Genomic DNA, 26,050 nt, shown 5'->3' with positions numbered 1-26,050 from the left:
TGCCTTATTTCTTTGTCTATTTCTTACTTTTTTCATTCAGTAGTTTCATTATCCTTTTGAGATTAACAGCGAATAGAGGCCATGCTTTTCGAACCGCTAAATATCCTGCTGTAAATACAAATGTTCCGCAGATGTCTTCCTCTTTTCGATTTCCTTCTGATATTGTTGAATTTAGTTTCGCCACAAGAGCAATTTCTTGTCTGGGGATTTCTTTATATTCCAACTAACATTGCCAATATTCCAACTAAACTTGTTTAATTTCCAACTAACCGACCTAAAATTCCAACTAAAGCAATCATTATTCCAACTAACCAATTAACTCCACTTTCTTCATCACTTCTTCAAGCGTTTCTTGCTTCATTGAATTTAAATGATAGTCATGATTTGTAAAAGGTAAATTACTTGTCACTTCATTTGGAACAATCACACATCTAATTCCTGCTTTTTTTGCTGCTGTTAAGCCATTTAATGAATCCTCAAAAGCAATAGCCTCTTTCGGTAATAACCCACAGTCTTTTAATGTTTTTAAATATAACTCAGGATCTGGTTTAACTTTAGTTACATCATCTCTTGTATTGATTACATCAAAATATTCTATAATATGTAGTTGTTCTAAATAGGCAGTAACCCACTCTTTAGATGAGCTAGACGCTAAGCCGATTATTAAGTTGTGGCTTTTTGCTTCCTCTAAATATTCTTTCACACCTTCTCTAAGAACCGGTACTTTCATTTTATCTTTATATTTAATATAAGCATCACGCTCTAATTGTTCGCAGTCTACTGATTGACCAGCCAGCTCACGAAAATATTTATATAAAACATCATTACCAGTCCCAATACAATTAGCGTAACCTGCTAGGCCAAGTTCTACAGCATGCCTATCAAACAAGGTTTCTTTAAATGCCACATACCAGACTGTTTCTGTATCTACAATTAACCCATCAAAATCAAATATAATTCCTTTAATCATTTATAACACCTCTCTTCATATTCCTAAACTGTTCTTTCATTCAAGATTGACTTATACATGTAGAAGGCACTCGCAGTAAAAAGTTGATTAATTTCACCGTTTGAAATCATAGCCTCTATCTGATTGATGTCTACTAATTGCACATCAATATACTCAGTGGTATCCAGTTCTTGTTCAAATGCTTTATATGAATCTTCTAATAAAAATGTTACTACTTTATTTGTTTGTGTAGCTGGATTCACATAAAACTCTCCTATTAAAATTGGCTTTTTCTCTGTAATATACCCTGTCTCTTCTCGGACTTCTCTTAAAATCGCTTTCTCGTATTTTTCATCACCTTCTGGTTTACCTGCGGGAATTTCTAAAAAGAAATCTTCAGCTGCATATCTATATTGTTTTACAAGCACTAGCTTATTCTCTTTTGTAATAACAATGGCATTAACCCAATCAGCATATTCATGGACATAATAATTATTTATTACTTGCCCATCTGGTAATTCGCATTGGTCGTTTCTTAAATTTCCAAATACCGTTTTATATACATAATTTGAAGTTAACTTTTTCCAACTTTTCATTCTGGTCACCTCTAAAGTCTATACGTTCACTTTTAAAAATTGTTTCAAATTAATGTGGAGGATTCCAAAATTTTCTGTTCTTCGACTTTTATTCATGTCAATTGTGACAAATTTATGAACATTCATTATTATTTCACAATACGACAAATTTTTTAAAATCGTTATTGTACAATTTACTAGTTGCTTCCCTACATACTAGAAATACTCGTCAAGAAATGAAGCGAAATATACATTATGGAGGAAGAATTGTGAAAAGTTTGTTGAAAGGTAATACATTATTAGTTCGCATTGAGATAAAAAGAAAAGCTATGTACAAAATGGCGAAGCAGTTCGGATATAGCCATCCACTTGTCGTCTCCTGTAGCCAAGAGCTAGATGTGTTACTTAATAAATATTATGATAAAGTGTCATAAAAACATATATAAAAATAAAGTTTTCATATCTTCCTATTGATAAATTAATAGATCTCAACAATTTTTGATCTTTTCCTTCATTATTTAGTTAATGAAAAAAAGCCTATCATCCCTTAAATAGACGATAGGCTTTCCCTAATTGCGTAACAACTCTTTTTAACTTAACTAAAAATCCATTACTTGCAAACGTAAGTCACAATGTAAGAAGGATTTCACTGGCATTTCTAACAATTTTACTTCATTATTTCTTTTAATTCTGACCACTGATATAAACGTGGTAGATTAACATGTTGATTATACGATTGATTCATAATATAAACTTTCGTCGTTACATCATTTAACGTTTCAAGAACTGCAGGTTTATCGTCAAAATAGTAGTCTAATTCTAAATCATTAATCGTTGCAATCTTTTCATCATCCTGCATCCCACAAAAAAAGTGTTCATCTTCCACTGGAAAACCTTGAGCTTTCATCCATTCACGTGTTTGCATGCAGTACTTTTTTGGGCGAGATGTAATATAAAAAATTTCATGTCCATCTATTTTTAGTTGTTGCAATGTTCGAATTGCTCCTTCAAATGCTGGACAATCAGTAAAATAAATCTCTTCCAATAAGCTAATCCACATAGCATTTCCAGCTTCTTTTTCCATCCCAAAGGCTTCATGGATTTCGACTGTTTTCAATTCATGAAAGACCTCTAAAGCTATATTTTGATTTAATTTTTTGTTGTATAAATGAAAGGCATGTTCCCTTAAATTAATTAAAGTATCGTCAATATCAAAACCAAATTTCACGATATTCCTCCTGTATGTTACGCAAAAACTACAAATTGAGATGCAAATGACTGCTCTTTTTCAATTTGAATCGCTTGAATCTTTTCTACTTCTTTTTTTCTTTGTGTCGCACAACTAATGAAATCGAGTTTGTATATATAATTTTCATCAATAAGAGATGCAAGTAAATCAGCATCTTTTAAAGCACTATTTAAACCAAAAGCCCCGGTAGGTGTCATCGTATGCACAGCGTCACCAATCAACACTACACCTTCTTTTCCCCAATTCTCACTCGTACTACTATACACATCTAATAAGACGAAGTCCTGCCAGGAACGAATGTGTTGACGAACAGTGTCTTTAAGCTGTGGAAATGCCTCAATCAATTGTTCAATAAAAGGTGTAAAAGGCTGCTTTCTAAGTGCAGGAAAGGAACCTTCTTCTATATTCCATCCAATTTGAATAAAGCCTTTTGTTTGTGTGAAGAGTGAGAGTTGTTTATCACCAATAAGTGCCATTTTAATAGATGGCTCCCAACCGTCTGGTGCGGGTATTTTTGCCCAAAGTAAGTCAAAGCCATGCTTTCGAATGGTTGCATCAATCTCTGCTTTTTTACGAACAGTTGAAAAGCGACCATCTGCACCGACAATAAGTTGACTTTCGATCACTATTTCTTCGCCATCGCTCACTGCTTTCAAACCACAAAAACTACCATCTTTATTTTTGAGTAATTCCACTACCTTAGTGTTTAACATACACGTAAAGGCAGGGTATTTCTCCGCAGCCTGCAACAAAACAGTTAACAGATGTGATTGAGGTACATGAATACCGAGGTGGCCTACTTGAGGATCTGGGAGTATCGTTTTAAAACACTTTCCATCTTGCCAATACTCCAGCTGTTCCATTCGAAGTAAGCCTATTTGTTCAATAGCATCAAATAGGCCATGTTCTTTTAAAATATCTTCGCCTTCTTCATTAAGATGCTCTCCTCGGAATGCTTTACCGATCTCTGGAGATCGTTCCAAAAGAATAACCGAAACATTTTTCTTTGCAAGCAAATACGCAAGTAATGCCCCTCCAGGTCCAGCCCCAACGATACAAACATCTACTTTTTTATTCACTTTTGATCACCTTGCTTTGGATACGCTGTAATCCGAATATCTTCACCGTACTTATCGATTTCTTCAAATGACACAAGCATGGCAGCGTCCATCGTATCTATATCTTTTCCTGTAAACGGTGTAATTGAATTTCTGCCACCTAATAATTTCGGTGCAATATAAATTAAGTATTTATCTATTAAATTTGCTCTCAAAAAAGATGCATTTACAGAGCCTCCACCTTCAACAAGTACATCTGTAATACCTAGTTTATAAAGCTTTACTAGCATTTCTTGTAAGTTCAATCCATTATCATCTTGTGACACATAAACGAACGAAACACCTTTTTCTTCATACATTTCGACAATTTCATGATCTGCATCATTTGAAGTGACAATAATAGTTTCCGCCTCAGTTGTTTGTAATACATTAGCATTTAGTGGTGTACGTAATTGACCATCCAATATTATTCGGATAGGATTTTTTCCTTGCCCATTCGGTAATCTAGTCGTTAAGGATGGATTGTCTGCCAATACAGTTCCAACCCCGACTAAAATTGCATCTACTTCATCCCGTAGCTTGTGGACATCCGCACGAGCGGCATCTCCTGTAATCCATTTAGAATGACCTGTATGAGTTGCGAGCTTGCCGTCTAACGTCATTGCAAATTTGGAAATCACAAATGGACGATTCGTAATCATATTATGAATAAAACGTTCATTGAGTCTTTTTGCTTCGTCTTCTAATACGCCGACTTCCACTTCAATTCCTGCGTATCGTAATAACTTGATCCCTCTACCAGCAACATCTGGGTTCGGATCCTGCATTGCTACGACAACACGGCTAACCTCTGATTCTTTAACAAGCTTTGCGCAAGGTGGCGTCTTGCCGTAATGGGAACATGGCTCTAAAGTGACATAGAGTGTTGCTCCTTTAGCATGTTCACCTGCCATATTAAAAGCGTGTACCTCTGCGTGAGGCTCACCAGCTTTACGATGCAATCCTGATCCAACAATGACGCCATTCTTAACAATAACAGCACCAACAATAGGATTAGGATTCGTTTTACCTTTTGCACTTGCAGCTAAATCAAGTGCTAGGCGCATATAATCTTGATCTGAATTCATCACCATGCACTCCTTAAACGTTTAAAGTAGGTTCATCTTTTAGAATATGTCCCGATTTTTGAACTTTTGTTTCCAAATAAAAACGGTTCGTATCCGTTAATCCGCCCCATAAAGGTACATGATGTTCTGCTAACAATCCATGGTCCTTCAATGCTGCAAGCTTCTTAGGATTGTTTGTAATAAGGGTAACTGGTTTTTCTCTTAGAGCTTCTAGCACTCGAATTGCTTCGTCATATGAACGTGTATCATCTTCAAAACCTAGAGCCTCATTTGCTTCCACAGTGTCTAACCCATTCTCTTGTAAAAGGTAAGCTAGCGATTTTGAAAATAGTCCAATTCCACGACCTTCGTGGTCTGCCAAATAAAAAATTGCTCCGCATCCATGATCCACAATCATTTTCATTGACTCGTGAAGCTGGTAGCCACAATCACAGCGTTGACTTCCAAATATATCCCCTGTATGACAAATGCTATGCATACGAATAAGTGCATCATCTGCATTTTCAAAGTCCCCAAATACTAGTACGGATGACTGCTGTCCAAAAGCTAAATTGGATTTCACTAATGAAGCAACAACCTCTTCTTTTGAAAACATAGCGTCGACTTTTTGCCAAGAATACCAATTGAACGTGGTTGAAAAATCACCTTGCTTAATCGGCAATTTTACGGGTCCGACTAAACATATATTCTCCTGTTCTGTTAGTTCAATCAATTCCATTTTATCTTGAATAACCTCTAAAGTTTCTTTTAATATCGTCATTTCATTCTCACCATTCTTTTAAATTAAACAGAAAACATTCTAAAAGTGAAGATCCAGAGTGTTGACAGCTGTCTACATTCAGAATACATTCCTCTGAGAATCATCTGCTTTATTATTGTTTTTAATACCTTTTATTCACCGGCACTTACCTATCGTAACCAAGTATATAATTACAAGTGAAAAGAGTCAAATATTAGATATCATATGCTAAATGCAAACAAAATTAAAGGCGTAACGAATAAAGGAATTCGATACGCCTTTGTTCTTCATTTCATTTTACATCATGTCTTGTACTATTTTAAATAAAATTGTCCTTTTGCCATTGTAATCTGTATAGCTAAGGGAAAGCACATCTTTCGATGAATAATCCAATACTAATGATTCATCAATCATTGTTGTCTTAAAAACTAATTTGTTCTTTTCTTGACTAATAGGGATAAGTCCGAATTTATATAATACCCCATAATCTTTTGGAACAGAAAGGAAATACCCATTTTCTTCTGTTATGCACAAAAATAATTGTCCATTTTCACTTTGATACTCACCACATAAGAAATCCATATTATATATGTTCATTTGGTTTAAGAATAGAGGAAGTTCAATCGGTTGTTCAAAAAAGATTTTAGCAATATCTCTTGTCAGCTTTTTAACAGGAACAACGTTCATATTACATAGAAAGATAATTGTGAGTTCTTCTTTAAAACACAGCATCTCATTGACATAACCACTTATATCACCAAAATGATGGTAGCATTCTCTTTCTAAAACTGGATTAACATACCAACCACAAGCATAGTAATCTTGATTTGCTTTAAGCATGATTTGTGTAGATTCTTCCGAAATCAATTTAAATGAACGTATTGCACTATCCCATATTAATAAGTCACCAGTAGTCGAATAAAGTCCATAGGCACCTAAAGGAAAAGAAAGATCAGCATATGGTGCATGAACTGGTTTACCATTATAAGAATACCCAGATGCAAGCTTAGTTATGATATCTTTACCGTTATCACAACCTGTATCATTCATACCGAGTGGAAGGAAAATATGTTCTTTTAAATATTCATCATACTTCATACCGGAAACTCTTTCTATTATCGCGGTTAAAAGTATGTATCCAGAATTGCTGTAGTCAAATTGTTTTCCCGGTTCAAATTCTAATGGCTCATTTTTAAAAGAATTAATTATATCTTCTAAGCTCGAAGGAAGTCGCATCGTAGTGCTCCAAAAATCAGGAAAGTTTGTGAAATTCGTTATTCCCGCAGTATGTGTCAAACATTGATAAACGGTAATCTGTTCTCCTTTTGGAAACTCAGGCAAGTACTCATTTATTGTATTATGTATATTAAGCATCTTTTGTTCATGTAATTGGAAAACAGCGAGTGCAGTAAAGCTTTTAGTAATAGACCCTATTCTAAATTTAGTTTCAGAAGTATTTTGTATACCATGCTCCCAACTAGCAAAACCATACCCATTATTTAATAGTATTTCACCTTTATAGGAGACTAATAAGGAACCATGAAGATAGTTATTCTGCATGTATGCTTGTTCCCATTCCTTTAAACTTTTCCGTAATCGAATCTTATTCATATCATCACCACAGTTCCTTTTGCTTCATATCAATTAATGATAAATAAATTTATTGAATCCTTGAAATAGAAGCACTTTTATTTCTTCTGCTCTTTTAATCCACTTATTAAGTGTTCCATGATTTCTAGGTTATTAAAATATAAAATTATGCTTGTGATCAACATAATAATTGTTATGATACACATAATTAGAAAAGTTTCTTTAGATTTCCTTACATAATTAATTGCTATAGATAATAGCAAAAGCGGAATTATGATTACTAACATCAAGCAAATTGTTTTAAATTCTTTTATAGCTGATTTTAATAAAGCGATTTTTAAAGCATTTGCTTCTGTAACCTCTACTTTAAAATCATTTCGCAAAATACCGTTTTCTGAAATTGAAGCCATTCCGTGTCCATCTTCTTGCAAAGTATAACCAAAAGGAAAAAACAAGAAAATCATGCCAATAATAATTACTCCTAAAGTAGCAGTAACAACAAACTTTCTAGGTAATCCATTTCGTTTGATCAAAGCCTCTCCCCTTTACTTTTTCCATATGAGTTCATACATCCAATCTATGAGATAAAAAGAAGTCTTATTAATTTCTTACAACTTAATTTTATTTGAATATTTACTTTTATTACAATTATATTAAATTACGCTTTTCTTACACAACCAGACAAATTTCGCATTTTATCTATCGTACAATTGGACAAGTTGCTTCTGTTACATCTTGTATTTCCCCTCATAGTCGAAGCTAAATATAATAAATGGAGGAAGAAATGTGATAAGTAATTTGGATAAGATGGCTTTAATGTTTCAAATAGATATCAAAAGAAAAGACATGTATAGAAAAGCAAAAAAATTTGGATTTACACATCCAATTGTTGTCTCAGTTAGCCAAGAGTTAGATCGACTACTCAATAGATATCAAGAAAAATATAATAATCAGAATATAAATTCTTTAAAAAACCGATTAGTCTCCTAAATATGGAACTAATCGGTTATCTATGTACTCATAAACTTATTGCCATTTGCTAAACAAGTACATATAATCATTCTTGAATTTCTTTTATGCTTCTCCCACCTAAATAAGCGTGTCCCATTTTAAGTTTACTCACAGTTTTAAATCCGAATTTTTGATACACTTTTTCGACTCTTTCGTTGATTGGAAAGACCCACAGGTTTTCATAACCTTTTTTCGCCACTTCAGTTTGTATAAAATGTATGAGTTCTCCAATCAAACCTCTACCTCTAAATTCTTCTAAAGTAGCTACACTCTCCATTCGAGCTTGATTATCACATATAAAAATACAAGCAGTTGCACAGGCCGTCCCATTAAATCTTAGTAAATAGTGTTCAAAACTTGGGTGATTAAATTCAACCTCAAATGCTTTTTCTCTCACTTCTTTACCACCAAACTCCTTTATACTACATTCAATATGGAGGGCTTCAGAATAATTGTGTTTACTGACACGCTCAATCAATAAATGTTCGTCTCTCTCTTTTTCTAAAAGCTTTTTATCCCATAATTGAACGGGACCCATCAACTCCTCATAACCGAAGCTATTCGCGATTAAAATAGAAATAAGCTCCTGTTGTAGGTCTAAATTATATAAATAAAATCTTGGTATAATATTTTTTGAATTATAAAATTTAACTACTTCTTCCATTATTAAAGAAGGGTTTACACTTAAGTCACTAATATGTGCATGATTTGCATCGTAATATGATGGCTGACTCTCATTATAAAATAATGATCCCCACTTTGTATCTTTACGTTTAGAAAAAGTATCTAAATAAGCAAAATCCAAACTAATAATATCTTGTAAATTCATCTCATTTTCCTCCAGGATTTTAAAACTACTTTTTATTAAAAAAACCCTTTCCTAGAGTTTCCACGCTTTTTGGAAAAACTGCATACAGCTTACTAGTCAGACTCATATACGAAGGTAAATCGACTTCTCGCACTGGGTGGTCTATTGTTCTAATAATAGAAGCCACTACTTTTTGTGGATGTAGAAGATGTTTACTAAGCTTTCCTCTGTACGTACCAGTCCGATCGGCTAAATCGAGGAATGGTGTATCGATTGGACCGGGATTAATCGTAGTTACTTGTATCCCGAATTCTCTAAGTTCCATACGAATGGCATTGGCAAAACCAAGTATGGCATGTTTTGACGCAGCATACACGGATGCTTTTGGAGTGGCAACTTTTCCAGCTTGAGAAGCGATAAAAATAAAATGCCCGCTTCCTCTTTTTTTCATTTTTTCTGCAAAGTGTTTAGTTAGTAACATTGGAGCCGTCACGTTTACATTCATCATTTGTATCATATCTTTCTCTTCTAGATCTGTTAAATATGCAAATGTCCCAACACCTGCACAATGTATTATTGTATCAGGTGTCCCCATTTCGTGAAAAAGTTTCGAATAAGATTGTTCTTCTGTTAAATCTGCTTGGATGGGATGAACTCCAAGTCGATTTAACTCATCAAGAACTTCCAAGTTTCGACCAGTAGCCCAAACTTCGTGACCATCCATATTTAGCCTTTTTGTAAGTATTAAACCTACTCCGCTAGTTGCTCCGGTTATGAAAATTTTTTTACGCATGGTCATATAACAAAATGCCTTTCTCATTTTTTTGTTCCCTGATATAGCCTTCTTCCATTAAATAATCAATTTGACCAATTGTCTCTGACAGAGTCAAACCTAATTCTTTTTCATATACATTTGGAAATAGCAGTTGTGTCAGTTCAAAAATTGTTTTTTCTTCCTCTTTCATCATGTCTAAGACTTTAAATGCTCTTTCTCTTTGTTTTTCTAGTCTACCTGTAATAAGTTCATGTACGTTATATACTTCGTTACCATGACCACTATAGATCTTTTCAACAGGTAAATCTTGAATTCGTTTTAACGAAGTGTTGTATTGGAGCATCGATTTTGAACGTTTCAAAACTCTATTAAGGGGTGGTTCAATTAACGGATTAGAAGAAATTTTCTCTAGTACTAAGTCTCCTCCGATTAAAACTCTATCTTTCTCAGACCAAAAAGAAAGATGACTTTGCGCATGTCCTAAAGTCTCTAAAATAGTGAAATCAGGATGCCCTGGAAGTGTATCTCCTTCTCTTAAAAACTTTTGTAGAGGGCGATTTCCTATAAAATGTGTTGGTCTTTTCATCTTTTCAACCCAACGGAAGTAACTTTCTGGAACGCCTTCTTCTTTAAGGCATTGCAGATAAAATTCATCGTGAAATTTAAAAAACTCCACATCTCTCGTTAACCAAGGTTGGTTATAAGCATGACCCAACAATGTAGCTTGTTCAAAAGCATATACCCATCCAGAATGATCTGGATGATGATGTGTTAGAAGTACTTGTTCTACATCCGAAAGCGAGTATCCCACTTCTTCAATTCCAGCTTTAAGGGCAACTAGTGCTTCTTCTGTTTTGGGACCTACGTCTATTAGTGTGAGTGCATCACCTTTTAATAAATATGCATTAACATCACCTACCGCGAATGGCGTAGGAATAATTATTTTATGTATAGTCATAATACTACTCCCTCTTTATGAATGGTTATTCATTCTATTGTACATTTTTTTAAAGAAGCCGTCACTAAATTGAAGTTGACTTTTATTTGGAAGAGCCATATAATTTCATTAATTCAGAAAATAAAAGCTAAGATGAAGACTAGTACATATATGATGGAGTAAAGAGAGTGAAATAACCTGCTGCAAGTTTCACCTCCCGCTCATATATCAAACCTACTTCTGAGCTACTATGCAAACATAGTCGTGACCTTCACGATATGAAGGAAAAGTTGTGCCGGTTGCGGCAAATTTAGGTGGTACCGCGGAGACATGCGTTTTCGTCCTTATTTATTAGGGACGGGAACGCATTTTTTTATTTTATAAGGAGGAATATTTAATGACGAAAATTGTATTTGTCGGTGCTGGGTCAATGGCGGAAGCTATCATTAATGGACTTACGAAAGAAGACAAAGTTTCTCCAGAGTTCATACATGTGACGAATAAATCGGATGTAGATCAGCTACAACTATTAAAAAAAGCTTACAATGTACAGATTGTCTGTGAAAAGAAAATAGCTTTAACAGAAGCAAATATTGTTTTCTTAGCTATGAAACCAAAAGATGCAAAAGAAGCATTAACTGGTATCGCTCCTTTTTTAAATAAAAACGCAACAATTATTTCAGTTATAGCTGGTGTAACCATACAAACGATAACAAATTATTTAGGAAGACGTCCGATTGCACGTGTTATGCCGAATACATCAGCGGCTGTTGGACTCAGTGCTTCCGCCATAAGTTGGAATGATCTTGTATCTGAGGAAGAAAAAAAATCAATTGTAAGTTTATTAGAATCAATAGGAACAGTCCAAGCTGTAGATGAAGAGGATTTACATGTTGTCACAGCGCTTTCAGGAAGCGGTCCTGCCTACTTCTATTACTTTGCAGAGCAATTTGAAGCTGCAGCTATGAAGCATGGCTTGAATAAATCAGACGCTCGTCATTTATTTGTTCAAACGATGGAAGGAGCGGCTCAGATGCTTAAAAAAGGTGATGTAGAACCTAATGAGTTACGAAGAAGAGTAACTAGCCCAGGTGGAACTACTGAAGCTGGTTTGGAACAATTGATACAGTACAATGTAAAAGATGCTATTTTTGCTTGTATCGATGCTGCTCAAAATAAATCCAGGGTCCTTGGTAAACAATATGAATAAATCCAATCGATGATAAAAAAATTCCGAGTGATAATTGTTATCGCTCGGAATTTTCCACTTTTTTTAATAAGCCATTTTGCCATTCAAATTCAGAAAAATCATCTGCCACAAAAATCGGAAATGGAAAATCCTCAACTTGCGCTAACATATCTTTTATATCAGATGGCATAAATCGTGCACTAATATGGTTGACAACTAAATGGCTCGCATTTGCTTCCTTACATACATTTGCTGCATCTATAATAGTAGAGTGCCCATATTGCCTAGCAAGTTCAGACGTTTCTTGATCAAACGTTCCTTCGTGAATAAGTACATCAGATCCAATACTTAACAAAATCGAATTATTACAAAACCTTGTATCACCTAAAACAGTTAACTGAAAACCTTTCTTTGGTTCCCCTGTCACTTCTGCACTTCTCACTATTCGACCATCTTCAAGTTCAATATCAAATCCTGCTTTTAATTGCTTCAATAATGGTCCTCTAGGTACACGCAGCGCATCTGTTTTACTGATTAGTAGTTCAGGCGGAAGTGGTTTTTGAGTTACTTTATATCCAAAGCATGGAATGACATGCTCTAGTAATTTTGCTTCCACTATAAATTGCTCGTCCTCAAATACAATTCCCTCCTCTATTTCTATTATCGAAAGTGGATATTTGATGTATGTATTAGAAGTGGCGAGTGTCAACTCAATCCATGCTTTTATACCAGTTGGCCCATAAATTGTAAGTTCTTCATCTCCACCGAGAAAAGAACGAGATCCAAGCAATCCAGGAAGTCCATAAATATGGTCACCATGTAAGTGAGTGATAAAGAGCTTCTCTAATTTTCGCGGTTTGAGAGAAGTCCGAAGAATTTGATGTTGTGTCGCTTCTCCACAATCAAACATCCAGAAAGTCCCTCGTTCATCTAACAATTTTAAAACAGTTGCTGTCGTATTGCGTTGTTTTGATGGCATTCCTGCCCCTGTTCCTAAAAATAATATTTTCATCTTTCTCCACCTCAACTTCTATTCCATTCATCATAAGGTTTGAACAAAATTACTGCAAACTTTTTCTAGCTATATTACGTTTTCGTTACATTAAGCTAACTGCATAACTTTTTAATCTTATTTCTGTATACTTATTAATATCCTTGTATAGATTATCCGAAAATTTGTACAAGAGATTTAAGGGAAATGAGAATAAACTACATAATTACTATTGTTAATGCATGTATTTTTTAATTCAGCTAACAATAAATAGACACCCAGAAGGAGCGAAATACCCTTATGAAATTAGATTTATTGTTACAGTCCTTAGATATTACAATGAAAGATAAGTATCAATCTCTTGTAATAAATGGTTTATCTTTTGATTCTTCCAAGGTAGATAAAAATTTCATATTTATTGCGATCGCTGGAACAAACACAGACGGTCACCTTTATATAAATGATGCTATAAAAAACGGCGCTGCTGCAATAATTGGGGAACACGACATAGAAGATTTAGAAGTACCATACTTTAAAGTTCCTAATTCAAGGAAAGCATTAGCCATATTAGCTCGTACTTTTCACCACAATCCAACTCAAAATAAAATCATGATCGGGATTACAGGTACTAATGGAAAGACAACGACATCTTATATGCTCAAACATATTTTGGAATCACAAGGAATCTCATGTGCGTTGTTTGGAAGTGTCTCAACTGTAATTAACGGAATTGAAAACTCTTCTTCACATACCACGTTAGATCCATTAACTTTTAACCAATTATTATCCTTTAGCCATGATAAAGTTGTGATCATGGAAGTTTCATCCCATGGCTTAACACAATACAGAGTGGAAGGTATTGAATTTGATTATTGTATATTTACTAACTTAGAACCTGAACACTTGGATTATCACCTCAACATGGAATCTTACTATTTAGCAAAACAAACATTGTTTGATCATTTAAAATCAGATGGTGTTGCAATCGTAAATTCTACTACTGAATGGGGTGAAAGGTTAAGTTCCTATGTTCTATCGAGAAACAATCATGTAATTCAAGTTAGTGGCAAAGAATCTGCATATTCTATTTCTGGAAATGAATTATTATCACCCTCTAATTCTGAGTCTTTCCTACTTACAACATGTATGAAAGGACAGCATAATATTGAAAATGCTGCCTTAGCTTTTTTAACTTCAATTTCATTAGGTATTGCTTCTACTTCAATTATAGAAGCACTTAGTAATTTTAATGGTGTACCTGGAAGGTTTCAGTTATTCTCTCATCCCTCAGGTGCTACATTTGTAATCGATTATGCTCATACAAGCAATGCTTTTTATCATATTTTGGAAACTGTTCATTCTTATAAACCTCGAAAAATTATTCATATCTTTGGATTCAGAGGAAATCGCGATCCTCAGAAAAGAAAAAATATGATAGATGTATCACTAAAAAATTGTGATGAGAGTATACTTACATTTGATGATTTAAATGGTGTATCAATTGATAACATGTTAAAAGAATTAACCGAACTTAATCTACAGGATAAATGCCTAGTAATCCCTGATCGTACGCAAGCTATTCAATATGCATGGAAACAAGCACAAGACCAGGATTGGATAGTTATTACTGGAAAAGGCATTGAAGATTATCGGCAACCTTTTTCTTTACCAACCACTTCCGATATGGAAACACTACACTACTTGAATCATACTTTGTCCTTCCAAAAGGAGCATTAATAGATTTTATATTAAATTCGGCAAGGACCTCCACTTCGCTTTCCGTGGGCTTGGCTTCAGCCTCCTCGGTACTTGCGTACCTGCGGGGTCTTCTGCTCAAGCTGTTCCCACAGGAGTCTTCGTGGTGGTCCTTGCCTTATAGACAATTGATTAAAGATATCTACTATCTTTACCTTTAATTGATAAAGCAACTACTTCCTAGCCGTTTATAAAAGTACTTTTGTCGTCAAGCTGGGAGCATTAATAGAATTATTCTATTAATGCTCCTTATTTATTTATGATCGTCTAAAAAGTCTTTACTAAAGCTTGTTTTCGATTCTAAGGAAGGATTCTTTTTTAATTTAATTCCTCTCTTTATCGCTTCTTTTCCGAATTTATCCTGTAGCTGTTCAACTAGCTTCAATATTGGTTCTTCTTTAGCATGTTCTTCAAAGTTAAAAATAGATAATTGCTCAACATAGTCACCTTTATCTTGCACATTATTTACTGTAACTCCTAAAAGCCTTATAGCCTCCCCATTCCAAGTACTATGAAATAAGTCTTTAGCAAGCTGATATATCTCACGTTCTTCGAATATACGGTTCTGTACGGTTTTGCTTCTCGTCTTATTTTTCCAATCTGCATCACGAATATGAATGTTAATAGACTGTCCAGCAAGGTTTTTAGCTTCCAACCTAGAAGCCACTTTTTTGGAAAGTTTCAAAATCACCTTATTTAGCTCGGTAGGATCGGTTTCATCATATGGCAGGGTTGTTGAATTGCCTACACTTTTTGTATCAAATACGGAGGTTGGATCTACTGGCCGATCATCTATTCCGTTTGCTCTTTCCGATAGACGCAAACCAATCTTTCCTAATCTTTCTTTTAAAACACCAGTTTGAATAGTCGCTAAATCTCCAATTGTTTTTATGCCTAATTCCGCAAGTTTGTTTGAGGTACTTTCGCCTACACCATGCATTTCAATAACAGGTAGATTCCATAACCTTTCTGGCAATTCTCGTTTTCGTAGCACAGTTATACCCATAGGCTTTTTCATATTCGAAGCGGTTTTTGCTAAAAACTTATTCGGGGCTATTCCAATAGAGCTTGGTAAATCCAATTCACGAATTAATCTATTTTGAATAGATTCTGCTAAATTAACTGCGTTTCCTGAAAGATTCATTTCACTTACATCCATATACCCTTCATCAATCGATACAGGTTCCACAAGAGGTGTATATGACCGTAATATATCAAACATAGCTTTAGAAGCGATACGATATCTTTCAAAATTGGGAGGAAGTAAAATTATCTCCGGGCATTTACGTTTCGCTTCCCAAACAGACATCGTTGTGTATACACCTTTAGCTCTTGCCTCATAAGAACAAGTTACAAGGATGCCTCTACGTTCCTTTGGGTTTCCAGCTATAGCAATCGCCTTTCCTTTTAATGAGGGATCATATGCCTGTTCGACAGAAGCATAGAAACTATTCATATCTATATGAAAAATTATTCTATTTTTTCTATTCAATCAAATCCCCCCCTTACGTAAAAAGGTAGCTATGATTAGCTACCTCATGTTGACGACAAAAGTATTTTTATAACCGGTTATGAATAATAATAAATCTTCCTAAAGAGGATTATTTATCCAATTAAAAATAAAGATAGTAAGTAACTATAAGGAATTGATTATAATTCAAGGACCTCCACGAAGACTCCTGTGGGAACAGCTTGAGCAGAAGACCCCGCAGTTGAGGGGAAGGCAATCTAAGTTCGCCGCATCCTGCGGCAACGATTGCATGACCAACATCCTGTTGGCCTAGGAGGCTGAAGCCAAGCCCACGGAAAGCGAAGTGGTGGTCCTTGCCGAATTTAATATACAAATCCATGCACCCATTGAGTTTGTCTGTTTACAGTCTGAGGTAACTTTAATTAGCTACCTACTTCCTCTTTTTTTGCTGATTCTAGATAGGACTGAATATCTTTAATCCCTTCCAATGAACGAACTAATATAGATGGATCGACAATCGTAATCATACGATTTTCTAAATTTGCAACTCCAGTAAAGTACTGTGTTTTTGTATAATTTACTAAGCCGATTTGCTTAATATCTTCGGTAGGAATGTCTAGTATTTCTTTTGCTTCTTTCACTAGAAGTCCAATGGACATATCTTGTGTATGCATCGTTATTACTCGAGATGTTTCAAAATCAGCGCCATTACGATTATATAAAATTTGTTCAAAATCAATAATTGGCACTAGCTCACCTCGGATTTTCATTAATCCAATTAAATAATTTGGTAAATGTGGTATAGGATTAATATGCTCTAATTTTTCAATTGAGATAACATGTTCAATTGGAACAGCATAATCTTCATTGCCACATTGAAAGACAACTACTTTCTCACTACTCAATAATAGACACCTCCTGTAAGAATTATTCTGCAGCTACTCTTACAATTTCGACAAGTAGATCTGCAAGCTTTTCAAGTTCTAGTACTGGCATACGTTCATTGGTTGTATGGATTTCTTCATAACCGACAGAGAGAATTACGGTTGGAATACCAAAGCCAGCAATTACATTCGCATCACTGCCTCCGCCACTTCTTTTAATATCGGCAGTTCTTCCAATTCTTTCAACCGCTCGTTTTGCTACTTGTACTACATGATGGTCTTCCTCAAAGTGGAATCCTGGGTACATTAACTCTGTTTCAGTCTCCGCCGAACCACCATTATTTGCTGCGGTCTCAGCAAATATTTGAACCATATGTGCTACTTGAGCATCAAGTTTTTCTTTATTGATTGAGCGTGCTTCCGATAAAATGTGTACTTCATCACATACAATATTAGTCGCTTGTCCACCTTCAAATCGTCCAATGTTCGCAGTTGTCTCTCCATCAATACGACCCAACTTCATTGCTGAAATAGCTTTGGAAGCTAGTGTGATTGCAGATATTCCTTTTTCTGGAGCTACTCCTGCATGTGCAGTTCTACCCTTTATAGTCGTCCAAAGTTTCGATTGAAAAGGAGCAGCTGTTACGATACCACCAACTGCACCATCACTATCAATTGCATAACCATATTTAGCTGTAATCAAGGCTGGGTCTAATTCTTTTGCTCCGACTAAACCACTTTCCTCTCCTGCAGTTATCACTACCTGAATATCCCCGTGTGCAATATTCTCTTCTTTTAAACGTTTGATTGCTTCAAACAGAGCAGCGATTCCCGCTTTGTCGTCTGCACCTAAAATTGTTGTCCCATCTGAATAGATATACCCATCCTCTTTTAAAACTGGTTGAATTCCTTTACCTGGTACAACGGTATCCATATGAACGGTGAAATAAATAGTGTCCGCTTCTGATTTTTGACCTTTTAAAGTTGCAATTATATTTCCTGCACCATGTCCATTTCTAGTGTGTGCATCGTCTTGAACAACAGAAAATCCAAGTTCCTCTAATTTAGAGATTAAAATTGGTGCAATAATTTCTTCATGCTTTGTCTCTGAGTCAATTTTAACTAGTTCAAAAAATTCTTCTATTAAACGATTCATCTTGTATAAAAACTCCTTTACAATGGAATATTTCCATGTTTTTTCTTTGGTCTCGATTCTTTTTTATTGCGCATCATATCTAATGCTTGTATAAGCTTAATGCGAGTCTCCCTAGGATCAATCACATCGTCCACCATTCCCATCGATGCTGCAACATACGGATTCGCAAATTTGGAACGATATTCCTCGATCTTTTCTGCACGAACTTGTTCTGGATCTTCGCTTTGAGCAATTTCTCGAGCAAAAATAATATTTGCAGCTCCTTGAGGTCCCATAACTGCAATTTCAGCATTTGGCCAAGCATACACTACATCTGCACCAATTGATTTGGAGTTTAATGCAACATAAGCGCCACCATAAGCTTTACGTAAAATAACTGTCATTTTCGGTACAGTTGCTTCTGAATAAGCAAATAGTATTTTAGCGCCGTGACGTATAATTCCACCATGCTCTTGCTTAATGCCTGGAAAAAAGCCTGTAACATCTTCAAAGGTAATAATCGGTATATTGAATGAATCGCAGAATCGAATAAAGCGTGCTGCTTTATCAGATGAATCTATATCCAGACCACCAGCCATTACTTTTGGTTGGTTACAAACAAGACCAACTACTTCCCCTTTAATACGTGCTAAACCGACTACGATATTTTTAGCAAATTCTTTTTGAACTTCTAAAAAAGAATCAGTATCTACTACTTGCTCAATTACTTTTCGTATATCATATGGACGAATTGCTTCGAAAGGAACGATATCCGCTAAATCAGGTCGATCATCATTTTCGGTTGGTACTTCAGTTATTGCTGGTTTCTCTTCAAAATTTTGAGGCAAATAACTTAGTAGCAAACGGACATTCTCTAATACCTCTTCTTCTGTTTTCCCTCGGAAATGTGCATTACCACTAATAGTATTATGTACTTTAGATCCACCCAGATTTTCAGCTGAAATCTTTTCACCCGTTACAGTTTCAATCACTTTTGGTCCTGTAATAAACATTTGACTTGTTTCATCTGTCATGAAAACAAAGTCTGTTATCGCTGGAGAGTAAACTGCTCCTCCAGCACAAGGACCTAGGATAACCGAAATTTGTGGAATTACCCCGGAATAAATAGCATTACGATAAAAAATCTGCCCATATCCATCTAAGGAAACAACGCCTTCTTGTATACGTGCGCCACCAGAGTCGTTCAGGCCAATAAAGGGTGCACCATTTTTTGCAGCTAAATCCATTACATTTGCAATTTTTAATGCATGCATTTCTCCAAGTGCCCCACCAAAAACGGTGAAATCTTGGGAGAATAAATAAACTGGTCGGCCATTTACTTTTCCATAACCAGTGACTACTCCATCACCTGGACCTTCCTGCTTGTCCATTCCAAAGTCTACTGTCCGGTGTTGTATAAAAGGGTTTAACTCCACAAAAGAATCTTTATCAACAAGTAAATCTATTCGTTCTCTGGCAGTGAGTTTTCCTTTTTCATGCTGCTTTTCAATTCGAGCGTCTCCGCCACCTAATTCAATTTTTCGTTTACGGTCATATAAATCATTTATTTTATCATAAATATCCATTTTTTTACTTCACTCCCCCTGTTTTATCACATAATTCATATAAAACGCCATTTGAAGCTTTTGGATGAATAAAAGCTACTTGTGCACCATGAGCCCCAATCTTAGGTGTTTCTTGAATGAGCCTTACCCCTTTTTCTTTTAGCTCATTTAGACGTTCTTGAATATTTGATACACCAAAAGCAATGTGATGAATTCCTTCTCCTTTTTTCTCAATAAAGGAATGAATTGTACTTGTTTGATCTAATGGTTGTAGTAATTCTAGGTTTACATTGCCACTATCTATAAAAGCAACACGAACCTTCTCAGAGGGAACTTCTTCGATATGTAATAGTTTTAACCCCAGTGTCTCTGTATAATATGGTAGTGTTGCCTCTATACTCTTCACAGCAATACCAATATGATCTACTTTTTCCATTGTCTCACACCCCAAATTTTGACTATATAATCTATTGTACATATTTCAATAACTAAAGTGCAAGAGTATATGCAGAGGAATATAGTTTGAGCTAGTATAGGAGCAAATATATATAATAGGTAGAAAGTTTAACCTACTTTTCGGTAAATTTATAGCTACCTCTTGTGATTTTTTTCGAATTTGTTAAAATATAAGTAATTGTAAAAGGAGAGAAGTTCATGCGTAATCAAAAATTCCGTAAATTCGTCATATATTTAATGATCTTTGCAATGGTCGCGTCATCACTACTTTTTGGATTAAGCTTTATCTTATAATGTTTATAAAAAAGAGCGGAGGCAATCATTTGCTCCGCTTTTTTCATTGTATTTATTAAATTTCTTCGCAGTGCTCTTCAAACAATGCTTGAATATGAGTGATAACTGACATTGGATCATGTCCTTCAATTTCATGGCGACCTACTTCAGCTACTGCCTCACCATCTTTTAATAGGACAAACGATGGAGAAGATGGTAAATGGTCTTCACCAAATAGATTACGTGCTTGTTGAGTTGCTAATTTATCTTGTCCTGCAAAAACTGTCACTAAATGATCAGGTCTTTTATCATAATGAATTGCGTTAGCCGCTGCTGGACGAGCTATGCCACCAGCACATCCACAAACGGAATTCACCATTACAAGTGTAGTTCCTTGGCGTGCAAAAGCAGATTCAACTTCCTCAGGTGTAGTTAATTGCTCATATCCGCTAGTTTCCATTTCTCCACGAGCCTGTTGAACCATATCATTCATTAATAAATTAAAATCCATCATATTCATACAAAACACTCCTTTTCAATTAATTTTATAATAGCAGATTATTGCTTAGAATTCGAGGAAAATAACTCTTCAACTGCTTGCGAAACTGTTACTTGTCCATCCCTTACTAAACCCTCTAGTTGAGCCATTTCTTGCTTTTTATCGGTAGAAGAAAAAAAGTCATCATATAATCGATCCACAATCATTGTTTTAAACCAAGCTACAGTTTGTTCTTTTCTACGATATTGCCAGACATTATTCAAAAGCATTTCTTTCTTAAATGTTTGGATCGTTTCCCATACTTTATCTAATCCAGTTTTGTATAAAGAAGAGACTGCTAAGGCTGGTGTAGTCCAATTAGGCGAAGATGGTGTTAAGAAATGCAGGATTTGTTTATATTCCGCAACCGTCTTTTTAGCTAGTTTTTCATTTGATCCATCTGCCTTATTTACTATAATAGCATCAGCCAGCTCCATTATTCCTTTTTTCATTCCTTGCAACTCATCACCAGCACCAGTTAATGCAAGCAGCAAAAAGAAATCTACCATCCCTCGAACGATTGTTTCACTTTGACCAACACCAACTGTTTCCACTAAAATGACATCGTATCCTGCTGCTTCACATATTAACATCGTTTCTCTAGATTTCTTATGAACCCCTCCCAATGTACCAGCAGATGGAGAAGGACGAATAAAAGCATTTGGATGTTTTGCAAGCTCTTCCATTCTAGTTTTATCGCCAAGTATACTCCCCCCTGTCAAAGAGGAACTTGGATCAATAGCTAGCACCGCGACTTTATAGCCTTGGTCACATAGCATTTTTCCAAATGCTTCGATAAATGTACTCTTCCCTGCACCAGGCACACCTGTAATACCAATACGAATAGTATTTCCCGTATACTGTAGTAATTCTTTTAAAAGCTGTTGTCCTATTGTTTGTTGGTCAGCTACCGTGCTCTCTATGAGAGTAATCGTTTTTGCTAAATGTAATCTGGAGCCATTTCTAACTTCTTGAACATATTCTGCTTGATCTATTACAAATGGTTTCTTTTTTGAAAACTTTTTTACAGAAGATTTTCCCACGCCATCGTGCTGTGACTTAATGCCACCCATTACATGCATTGCCGATTGGTTTGTTTTATCCGTTTCAGCCATTAGCCATCCACTTCCTCATAACCCAATCTTAAATAGATTTCTTCAATTACTTTTTGAGCAGCAACTGGAATTACAGTACCTGGTCCAAAAATAGCTGAAGCTCCGTTTTCACGTAAGAAAGCATAATCCTGTGCAGGGATAACTCCACCTACTACGATTAATATATCTTCCCTACCAAGTTTTGAAAGCTCCTCTCTCAAAGCAGGAACTAACGTCATATGACCAGCTGCCAATGAGCTTACGCCAACTACATGGACATCATTTTCAACAGCTTGTTGCGCAGTTTCAGCAGGAGTTTGAAATAACGGACTAATATCTACGTCAAATCCCAAATCTGCAAATGCAGTTGCGATGACTTTCGCACCTCGGTCATGTCCATCTTGACCCATTTTTGCAATTAGTATTCGAGGTCTTCTTCCTTCATTTTCTCTGAAATCCTCTGCCATTTGCTTCACAGCTTCAATTTCATCTGCATCATTAAAGTTTGCACTATAAACACCACTCACGGAACGAATCACCGCCTTATGTCTTCCTGCTACAACTTCAATGGCATCTGAGATTTCTCCAATTGTTGCACGTTTTCTTGCTGCAACCACTGCAGCTGCGAGCAAGTTTTCTTTTCCAGTTCGAGCAGCATCAGTTAATGCCAGAAGTGCTTCTTGTACAGCATTTTCATCACGATTTTCTTTTAATAGAGCTAGTCGCTCCATTTGTTTTTGGCGCACGATTGTATTATCTATGTTCAAAATATCGATAGCATCTTCTTGTTCTAATCTGTATTTGTTTACTCCTATAATTATTTCTTTGGAAGAATCGATTTGTGCTTGTTTTTTCGCTGCTGCTTCTTCGATTTTCATTTTAGGAAGGCCAGTTTCAATAGCTTTTGCCATTCCTCCAAGCTCTTCTATTTCTTCAATTAGTGCCCAAGCTTTTTCCATGAGCTCATTTGTCAAAGTTTCCACATAATATGAACCGCCCCAAGGATCAATAACTTTAGTCATATTCGTTTCTTCTTGCAAGAAAAGTTGTGTATTACGAGCAATTCGTGCGGAGAAATCTGTCGGAAGTGCAATCGCTTCGTCTAGAGCATTTGTGTGCAGAGACTGTGTATGTCCCATTGCAGCAGCATTTGCTTCCACTAGTGTTCTCGTTACATTATTAAATGGATCTTGTTCCGTTAAACTCCATCCCGATGTCTGAGAATGTGTACGTAATGCTAATGATTTTGGATTTTTCGGTTCAAAACTAGACATCATTTGTGCCCAAATTCTACGTGCAGCTCTCATTTTAGCGACTTCCATAAAATAATTCATGCCAATTGCCCAAAAGAATGAGAGTCTAGGTGCAAAAGCATCAATGTCTATCCCTGCATTCAGTCCCGTTCTTACATATTCCAACCCATCTGCTAAAGTGTATGCAAGTTCTATATCCGCAGTAGCTCCTGCCTCTTGCATATGATAACCAGAAATTGAAATAGAGTTGAATTTCGGCATATTTTTAGCAGTGTAAGAAAAGATATCTGCAATTATTTTCATCGACATCTCGGGTGTATAGATATAAGTGTTACGAACCATATATTCTTTTAAAATGTCATTTTGGATTGTCCCAGCAAGTTGCTCTGGTGTTACCCCTTGCTCCTCGGCCGTGACAATATAAAATGCTAATATTGGCAGAACTGCTCCATTCATTGTCATTGAAACAGACATCTGATCAAGTGGTATACCATTGAATAAGATCTTCATATCTTCTACTGAATCAATTGCAACGCCAGCTTTTCCTACGTCACCTGTCACTCGTTCATGGTCAGAATCATAGCCACGATGCGTTGCCAAATCAAACGCTACTGACAACCCTTTTTGACCCATAGCCAAATTACGTCTATAGAAAGCGTTACTTTCTTCGGCTGTAGAAAATCCTGCATATTGGCGGACTGTCCATGGCTTAGCAACATACATCGTAGGATAGGGTCCACGGGTATTTGGAGCTATTCCAGGAAAGTCTTGTAAGTGCATTATGTTTTCTATATCAGACTTAGAATAAGTTTGTTTTAATTCAATACCTTCATTTGTCATGAAGGATTTTGATTCATTCAAAGAGCGATTGGATGACTTATCAATAACCTTTTCGATTTTCACATCTGAGTAATTAGGCATTTTCAGGTGAAACCTCCTTTTTAGCAAGCATTAACAATTCCTTAGCTTTATCAAGAAGGGATTGTCCTGCATAAATTCTTCCGAAGAGTCCTGCATCTAGCCAATCTTCATATTCCTCAAATTTCCCTGCAACATCCATTGGAACAGATAACTTCTCTTTTAATAATGCTGGAACTAAGCCATTAGTCTGCTCATCGTTTCCTACAAATACAACATAGTCTATATGCTGTTCATCAATCCACTTTTGTAAATCGAATGGTTTTAGGTTTTCAGGTGCTATCAAAGGAGAAATACCAATTGCAATTAAAAATCCACTCACAAAATCCATTCGAGCTTTATATTCTTTTAAGATTCCATATGGGACAATTGCTGTCTTTAAATTGTTTTGATGGAAAGCTTTTCTCAATTGTTCGAAAGGCCCTGCTAGGCGTTTATAATCGGTAGGGTTAATTTGATATTCCAATGAATCGTCTGGGTTAGCATAGACGTTTGTGCCAATAAGAGATTTCTTGCGAGTAGACAGGCTCTCTAATTCCTCATCCCATTTAGCTTCCGCTCTTTCAATTAACTTTTGATTTCTTCCATCTAACGTATCTTCTTTCATTAGCTCTAAAAAGTATGACCAGCTTCTTTCTACTAGCTCATTCGTAAGCGTTTCTATATAGTAAGAGCCTCCTGAAGCATCAAATACTCGATTAATATGAGTCTCTTCTTTTAGAACTAATTGCATATTACGAGCTATACGTTTGGACGTTGAGTTTACTCCAATTAAAGAGTCATGTGGATAAGTAGTAATACTGTCTGAACCTCCAAGTACAGCAGACAATGCACTATTTCCAGCTCGAAGTATGTTCACATTAGAATCTAAAGCTGAAAATGAACGTAAGGAAGTTTCTGCATGAACAGGGATTGGAGCTATATCTTCAATTCCATGCGCTTCTCCAAAGGCTTTCCAAAGAATACGAAAAGCACGTAGTTTTGCAATCTCCATAAAGAAGTTTGTATCTATTGAAAACTGGACAAAAGCTCTTTCACTAAATTCACTAAAATCTCTGGTGTCTGAAAGTGCATCTGCTTGTACTAGAACACTCGTTAGCTCACTTACAGCATCTCCACCTACTTTGTGTATGAAAGAGGCATCTAGAAAATAAGTTCTAGCATTTGAAAAATGTAATTTTTCTCCATTTGCTCCTTTTACCAATCCATTTAAGTTATTAAAGTTATGTAAAAAAGATGGATCGATAGTAACATCGAGTAAAACCGTATGACCTTCAAGTAAACTTTTTAGTTCTTCCAGTTCTGGCCCCTTCCAATTATGTTGAGTATCTAACGTATAAAAAATTATTTCGTTACCCTTAGAGGCTGACTCTTTAAGGTCTTCCAAAATCTCCTTACTAGTATTACCTGTAACTGCTTGTGCAATCAGCCAGTCAGAGGAGCTCTTGGATTCTCTTACGATAGATGTAAGATTGGAAGGGATGTTATTTAAATCTTCCAAAGTATAAAGCGGTTTCAAAATAATATCTTCCAATGTTTTGGTTGATAAAGATTCAAATGATTTATTCTTTAATGTTTTAATAGCTGCTTGTTCCCAATCCGAAACATTGGCTGGATTAAAAGTCGTTTCTTTCATTTTTTGTATGGTCATACAATCGCTTACGCTTCCCCCTTTGTAAAACTAAACATGCTATATTTATTTTAACTGAC

The 26,050-nt window shown here is 35.7% G+C and carries 27 protein-coding genes; 5 read left to right on the top strand and 22 right to left on the bottom strand.

All coding sequences use genetic code 11. The features are described 5' to 3' along the window. Positions 1-16: 16 nt before the first annotated feature. The 3 genes from WAX74_RS14620 to WAX74_RS14610 all read right to left on the bottom strand — a co-directional run bounded on the left by WAX74_RS14620 (position 17) and on the right by WAX74_RS14610 (position 1,545). A complete protein-coding gene (locus WAX74_RS14620; protein ID WP_336498401.1) occupies positions 17-223 on the bottom strand; it encodes a hypothetical protein in 207 nt (68 codons plus the stop codon). Positions 224-307: 84 nt separating this feature from the next. Further along, entirely contained in the window at positions 308-970 is a 663-nt protein-coding gene (locus WAX74_RS14615) for an HAD family hydrolase (protein ID WP_336498400.1), read from the bottom strand. 23 nt (positions 971-993) lie between these two features. Beyond that, positions 994-1,545 carry an NUDIX hydrolase gene (locus WAX74_RS14610; RefSeq protein ID WP_336498399.1) on the bottom strand — a complete coding sequence of 184 codons (552 nt, stop codon included), beginning with the start codon at positions 1,543-1,545 and terminating at the stop codon, positions 994-996. Positions 1,546-1,793: 248 nt separating this feature from the next. Here WAX74_RS14610 and WAX74_RS14605 point away from each other — a divergent pair, with 248 nt between their 5' ends. Continuing rightward, positions 1,794-1,958, top strand: a complete 165-nt coding sequence (locus WAX74_RS14605) for an aspartyl-phosphate phosphatase Spo0E family protein (protein WP_336498398.1) — start codon at positions 1,794-1,796, stop codon at positions 1,956-1,958. Positions 1,959-2,191: 233 nt separating this feature from the next. On the opposite strand, the gene WAX74_RS14600 is transcribed toward WAX74_RS14605, so the two are convergent. The 6 genes from WAX74_RS14600 to WAX74_RS14575 form a co-directional block, all read right to left on the bottom strand. After that, the gene (locus WAX74_RS14600) at positions 2,192-2,752 is read right to left on the bottom strand and encodes a 5' nucleotidase, NT5C type (RefSeq protein WP_336498397.1); all 561 of its coding nucleotides are present in this window, start codon (positions 2,750-2,752) and stop codon (positions 2,192-2,194) included. A 17-nt stretch (positions 2,753-2,769) separates the two neighbouring features. Continuing rightward, positions 2,770-3,852 (bottom strand): FAD-dependent monooxygenase, encoded by a 1,083-nt coding sequence (locus WAX74_RS14595; protein WP_336498396.1) that lies wholly within the window; start codon positions 3,850-3,852, stop codon positions 2,770-2,772. Further along, positions 3,849-4,958 (bottom strand): bifunctional diaminohydroxyphosphoribosylaminopyrimidine deaminase/5-amino-6-(5-phosphoribosylamino)uracil reductase RibD, encoded by a 1,110-nt coding sequence (gene ribD, locus WAX74_RS14590; RefSeq protein WP_336498395.1) that lies wholly within the window; start codon positions 4,956-4,958, stop codon positions 3,849-3,851. The genes WAX74_RS14595 and ribD overlap by 4 nt, the downstream gene beginning before the upstream one ends. A gap of 13 nt (positions 4,959-4,971) precedes the next feature. Next, positions 4,972-5,718, bottom strand: coding sequence for a GTP cyclohydrolase II (locus tag WAX74_RS14585; RefSeq protein WP_336498394.1), 747 nt, complete (start codon positions 5,716-5,718; stop codon positions 4,972-4,974). A 276-nt stretch (positions 5,719-5,994) separates the two neighbouring features. After that, complete coding sequence (locus WAX74_RS14580) at positions 5,995-7,308, bottom strand: serine hydrolase domain-containing protein (RefSeq protein WP_336498393.1); 1,314 nt, start codon at positions 7,306-7,308, stop codon at positions 5,995-5,997. A gap of 77 nt (positions 7,309-7,385) precedes the next feature. Then, a complete protein-coding gene (locus tag WAX74_RS14575; protein WP_336498392.1) occupies positions 7,386-7,820 on the bottom strand; it encodes a hypothetical protein in 435 nt (144 codons plus the stop codon). A gap of 274 nt (positions 7,821-8,094) precedes the next feature. Here WAX74_RS14575 and WAX74_RS14570 point away from each other — a divergent pair, with 274 nt between their 5' ends. Beyond that, a complete protein-coding gene (locus tag WAX74_RS14570) occupies positions 8,095-8,277 on the top strand; it encodes an aspartyl-phosphate phosphatase Spo0E family protein (RefSeq protein WP_336498449.1) in 183 nt (60 codons plus the stop codon). Positions 8,278-8,344: 67 nt separating this feature from the next. Here WAX74_RS14570 and WAX74_RS14565 read toward each other — a convergent pair whose 3' ends face one another. The 3 genes from WAX74_RS14565 to WAX74_RS14555 are packed head-to-tail and all read right to left on the bottom strand — an operon-like array spanning position 8,345 to position 10,839. Further along, positions 8,345-9,127 carry a GNAT family N-acetyltransferase gene (locus tag WAX74_RS14565; protein ID WP_336498391.1) on the bottom strand — a complete coding sequence of 261 codons (783 nt, stop codon included), beginning with the start codon at positions 9,125-9,127 and terminating at the stop codon, positions 8,345-8,347. A 25-nt stretch (positions 9,128-9,152) separates the two neighbouring features. Continuing rightward, positions 9,153-9,899: an SDR family NAD(P)-dependent oxidoreductase gene (locus WAX74_RS14560; protein WP_336498390.1), complete on the bottom strand. Its 747-nt coding sequence runs from the start codon at positions 9,897-9,899 to the stop codon at positions 9,153-9,155. Then, positions 9,892-10,839, bottom strand: a complete 948-nt coding sequence (locus WAX74_RS14555) for an MBL fold metallo-hydrolase (protein ID WP_336498389.1) — start codon at positions 10,837-10,839, stop codon at positions 9,892-9,894. Before WAX74_RS14555 ends, WAX74_RS14560 begins: the two co-directional genes overlap by 8 nt. 376 nt (positions 10,840-11,215) lie before the next feature. Here WAX74_RS14555 and proC point away from each other — a divergent pair, with 376 nt between their 5' ends. Beyond that, complete coding sequence (proC, locus tag WAX74_RS14550) at positions 11,216-12,028, top strand: pyrroline-5-carboxylate reductase (RefSeq protein WP_336498388.1); 813 nt, start codon at positions 11,216-11,218, stop codon at positions 12,026-12,028. A 37-nt stretch (positions 12,029-12,065) separates the two neighbouring features. Here proC and rnz read toward each other — a convergent pair whose 3' ends face one another. Next, the gene (gene rnz / locus WAX74_RS14545; protein ID WP_336498387.1) at positions 12,066-13,019 is read right to left on the bottom strand and encodes a ribonuclease Z; all 954 of its coding nucleotides are present in this window, start codon (positions 13,017-13,019) and stop codon (positions 12,066-12,068) included. A gap of 279 nt (positions 13,020-13,298) precedes the next feature. On the opposite strand from rnz, the gene WAX74_RS14540 reads away from it, so the two are divergent. After that, positions 13,299-14,735: a UDP-N-acetylmuramoyl-L-alanyl-D-glutamate--2,6-diaminopimelate ligase gene (locus tag WAX74_RS14540; RefSeq protein ID WP_336498386.1), complete on the top strand. Its 1,437-nt coding sequence runs from the start codon at positions 13,299-13,301 to the stop codon at positions 14,733-14,735. Positions 14,736-15,006: 271 nt separating this feature from the next. Here the strand turns inward: WAX74_RS14540 and WAX74_RS14535 are convergent, their stop codons facing one another. From WAX74_RS14535 to mce, 5 genes are all read right to left on the bottom strand, one after another. Beyond that, positions 15,007-16,245, bottom strand: a complete 1,239-nt coding sequence (locus WAX74_RS14535) for a DNA polymerase IV (protein WP_336498385.1) — start codon at positions 16,243-16,245, stop codon at positions 15,007-15,009. Positions 16,246-16,646: 401 nt separating this feature from the next. After that, the gene (locus WAX74_RS14530; RefSeq protein ID WP_336498384.1) at positions 16,647-17,129 is read right to left on the bottom strand and encodes a chemotaxis protein CheW; all 483 of its coding nucleotides are present in this window, start codon (positions 17,127-17,129) and stop codon (positions 16,647-16,649) included. 22 nt (positions 17,130-17,151) lie between these two features. Then, the gene (locus WAX74_RS14525) at positions 17,152-18,264 is read right to left on the bottom strand and encodes a M20/M25/M40 family metallo-hydrolase (RefSeq protein WP_336498383.1); all 1,113 of its coding nucleotides are present in this window, start codon (positions 18,262-18,264) and stop codon (positions 17,152-17,154) included. Positions 18,265-18,281: 17 nt separating this feature from the next. Then, complete coding sequence (locus WAX74_RS14520) at positions 18,282-19,829, bottom strand: acyl-CoA carboxylase subunit beta (RefSeq protein ID WP_336498382.1); 1,548 nt, start codon at positions 19,827-19,829, stop codon at positions 18,282-18,284. 4 nt (positions 19,830-19,833) lie between these two features. Beyond that, positions 19,834-20,244 (bottom strand): methylmalonyl-CoA epimerase, encoded by a 411-nt coding sequence (gene mce / locus WAX74_RS14515; protein WP_336498381.1) that lies wholly within the window; start codon positions 20,242-20,244, stop codon positions 19,834-19,836. Between the two features lie 218 nt (positions 20,245-20,462). Here mce and prli42 point away from each other — a divergent pair, with 218 nt between their 5' ends. Further along, positions 20,463-20,558: a stressosome-associated protein Prli42 gene (gene prli42 / locus WAX74_RS14510; protein ID WP_336498380.1), complete on the top strand. Its 96-nt coding sequence runs from the start codon at positions 20,463-20,465 to the stop codon at positions 20,556-20,558. Positions 20,559-20,613: 55 nt separating this feature from the next. Here prli42 and WAX74_RS14505 read toward each other — a convergent pair whose 3' ends face one another. The 4 genes from WAX74_RS14505 to WAX74_RS14490 are packed head-to-tail and all read right to left on the bottom strand — an operon-like array spanning position 20,614 to position 25,976. After that, positions 20,614-21,057: a BrxA/BrxB family bacilliredoxin gene (locus WAX74_RS14505; protein WP_336498379.1), complete on the bottom strand. Its 444-nt coding sequence runs from the start codon at positions 21,055-21,057 to the stop codon at positions 20,614-20,616. Positions 21,058-21,095: 38 nt separating this feature from the next. Then, positions 21,096-22,190 (bottom strand): methylmalonyl Co-A mutase-associated GTPase MeaB, encoded by a 1,095-nt coding sequence (gene meaB, locus WAX74_RS14500; RefSeq protein ID WP_336498378.1) that lies wholly within the window; start codon positions 22,188-22,190, stop codon positions 21,096-21,098. Then, entirely contained in the window at positions 22,190-24,343 is a 2,154-nt protein-coding gene (gene scpA, locus WAX74_RS14495; RefSeq protein ID WP_413788976.1) for a methylmalonyl-CoA mutase, read from the bottom strand. The genes meaB and scpA overlap by 1 nt, the downstream gene beginning before the upstream one ends. Next, complete coding sequence (locus tag WAX74_RS14490; RefSeq protein ID WP_336498377.1) at positions 24,336-25,976, bottom strand: methylmalonyl-CoA mutase family protein; 1,641 nt, start codon at positions 25,974-25,976, stop codon at positions 24,336-24,338. Before WAX74_RS14490 ends, scpA begins: the two co-directional genes overlap by 8 nt. Positions 25,977-26,050 lie beyond the last annotated feature (74 nt).

The organism is Psychrobacillus mangrovi (assembly GCF_037104765.1).
GTDB classification, from domain to species: Bacteria; Bacillota; Bacilli; order Bacillales_A; family Planococcaceae; genus Psychrobacillus; species Psychrobacillus mangrovi.
Note: the sequence above shows the minus strand (reverse complement) of the source record. Positions and strands in the feature narration are given on the sequence as shown.

What these genes read in the sequence shown, in the direction of transcription:
- WAX74_RS14610 (WP_336498399.1), bottom strand. Translation starts at nt 1,545, where the DNA reads ATGAAAAGTTGGAAAAAGTTAACTTCAAATTATGTATATAAAACGGTA.
- WAX74_RS14555 (WP_336498389.1), bottom strand. Translation starts at nt 10,839, where the DNA reads ATGACTATACATAAAATAATTATTCCTACGCCATTCGCGGTAGGTGAT.
- scpA (WP_413788976.1), bottom strand. Translation starts at nt 24,343, where the DNA reads ATGCCTAATTACTCAGATGTGAAAATCGAAAAGGTTATTGATAAGTCA.
- WAX74_RS14490 (WP_336498377.1), bottom strand. Translation starts at nt 25,976, where the DNA reads ATGAAAGAAACGACTTTTAATCCAGCCAATGTTTCGGATTGGGAACAA.
- proC (WP_336498388.1), top strand. Translation starts at nt 11,216, where the DNA reads ATGACGAAAATTGTATTTGTCGGTGCTGGGTCAATGGCGGAAGCTATC.
- mce (WP_336498381.1), bottom strand. Translation starts at nt 20,244, where the DNA reads ATGGAAAAAGTAGATCATATTGGTATTGCTGTGAAGAGTATAGAGGCA.
- WAX74_RS14525 (WP_336498383.1), bottom strand. Translation starts at nt 18,264, where the DNA reads ATGAATCGTTTAATAGAAGAATTTTTTGAACTAGTTAAAATTGACTCA.
- WAX74_RS14570 (WP_336498449.1), top strand. Translation starts at nt 8,095, where the DNA reads ATGGCTTTAATGTTTCAAATAGATATCAAAAGAAAAGACATGTATAGA.
- WAX74_RS14585 (WP_336498394.1), bottom strand. Translation starts at nt 5,718, where the DNA reads ATGACGATATTAAAAGAAACTTTAGAGGTTATTCAAGATAAAATGGAA.
- WAX74_RS14560 (WP_336498390.1), bottom strand. Translation starts at nt 9,899, where the DNA reads ATGCGTAAAAAAATTTTCATAACCGGAGCAACTAGCGGAGTAGGTTTA.
- WAX74_RS14615 (WP_336498400.1), bottom strand. Translation starts at nt 970, where the DNA reads ATGATTAAAGGAATTATATTTGATTTTGATGGGTTAATTGTAGATACA.
- WAX74_RS14540 (WP_336498386.1), top strand. Translation starts at nt 13,299, where the DNA reads ATGAAATTAGATTTATTGTTACAGTCCTTAGATATTACAATGAAAGAT.
- WAX74_RS14520 (WP_336498382.1), bottom strand. Translation starts at nt 19,829, where the DNA reads ATGGATATTTATGATAAAATAAATGATTTATATGACCGTAAACGAAAA.
- WAX74_RS14505 (WP_336498379.1), bottom strand. Translation starts at nt 21,057, where the DNA reads ATGAATATGATGGATTTTAATTTATTAATGAATGATATGGTTCAACAG.
- rnz (WP_336498387.1), bottom strand. Translation starts at nt 13,019, where the DNA reads ATGAAAATATTATTTTTAGGAACAGGGGCAGGAATGCCATCAAAACAA.
- prli42 (WP_336498380.1), top strand. Translation starts at nt 20,463, where the DNA reads ATGCGTAATCAAAAATTCCGTAAATTCGTCATATATTTAATGATCTTT.
- meaB (WP_336498378.1), bottom strand. Translation starts at nt 22,190, where the DNA reads ATGGCTGAAACGGATAAAACAAACCAATCGGCAATGCATGTAATGGGT.
- WAX74_RS14565 (WP_336498391.1), bottom strand. Translation starts at nt 9,127, where the DNA reads ATGAATTTACAAGATATTATTAGTTTGGATTTTGCTTATTTAGATACT.
- WAX74_RS14580 (WP_336498393.1), bottom strand. Translation starts at nt 7,308, where the DNA reads ATGAATAAGATTCGATTACGGAAAAGTTTAAAGGAATGGGAACAAGCA.
- ribD (WP_336498395.1), bottom strand. Translation starts at nt 4,958, where the DNA reads ATGAATTCAGATCAAGATTATATGCGCCTAGCACTTGATTTAGCTGCA.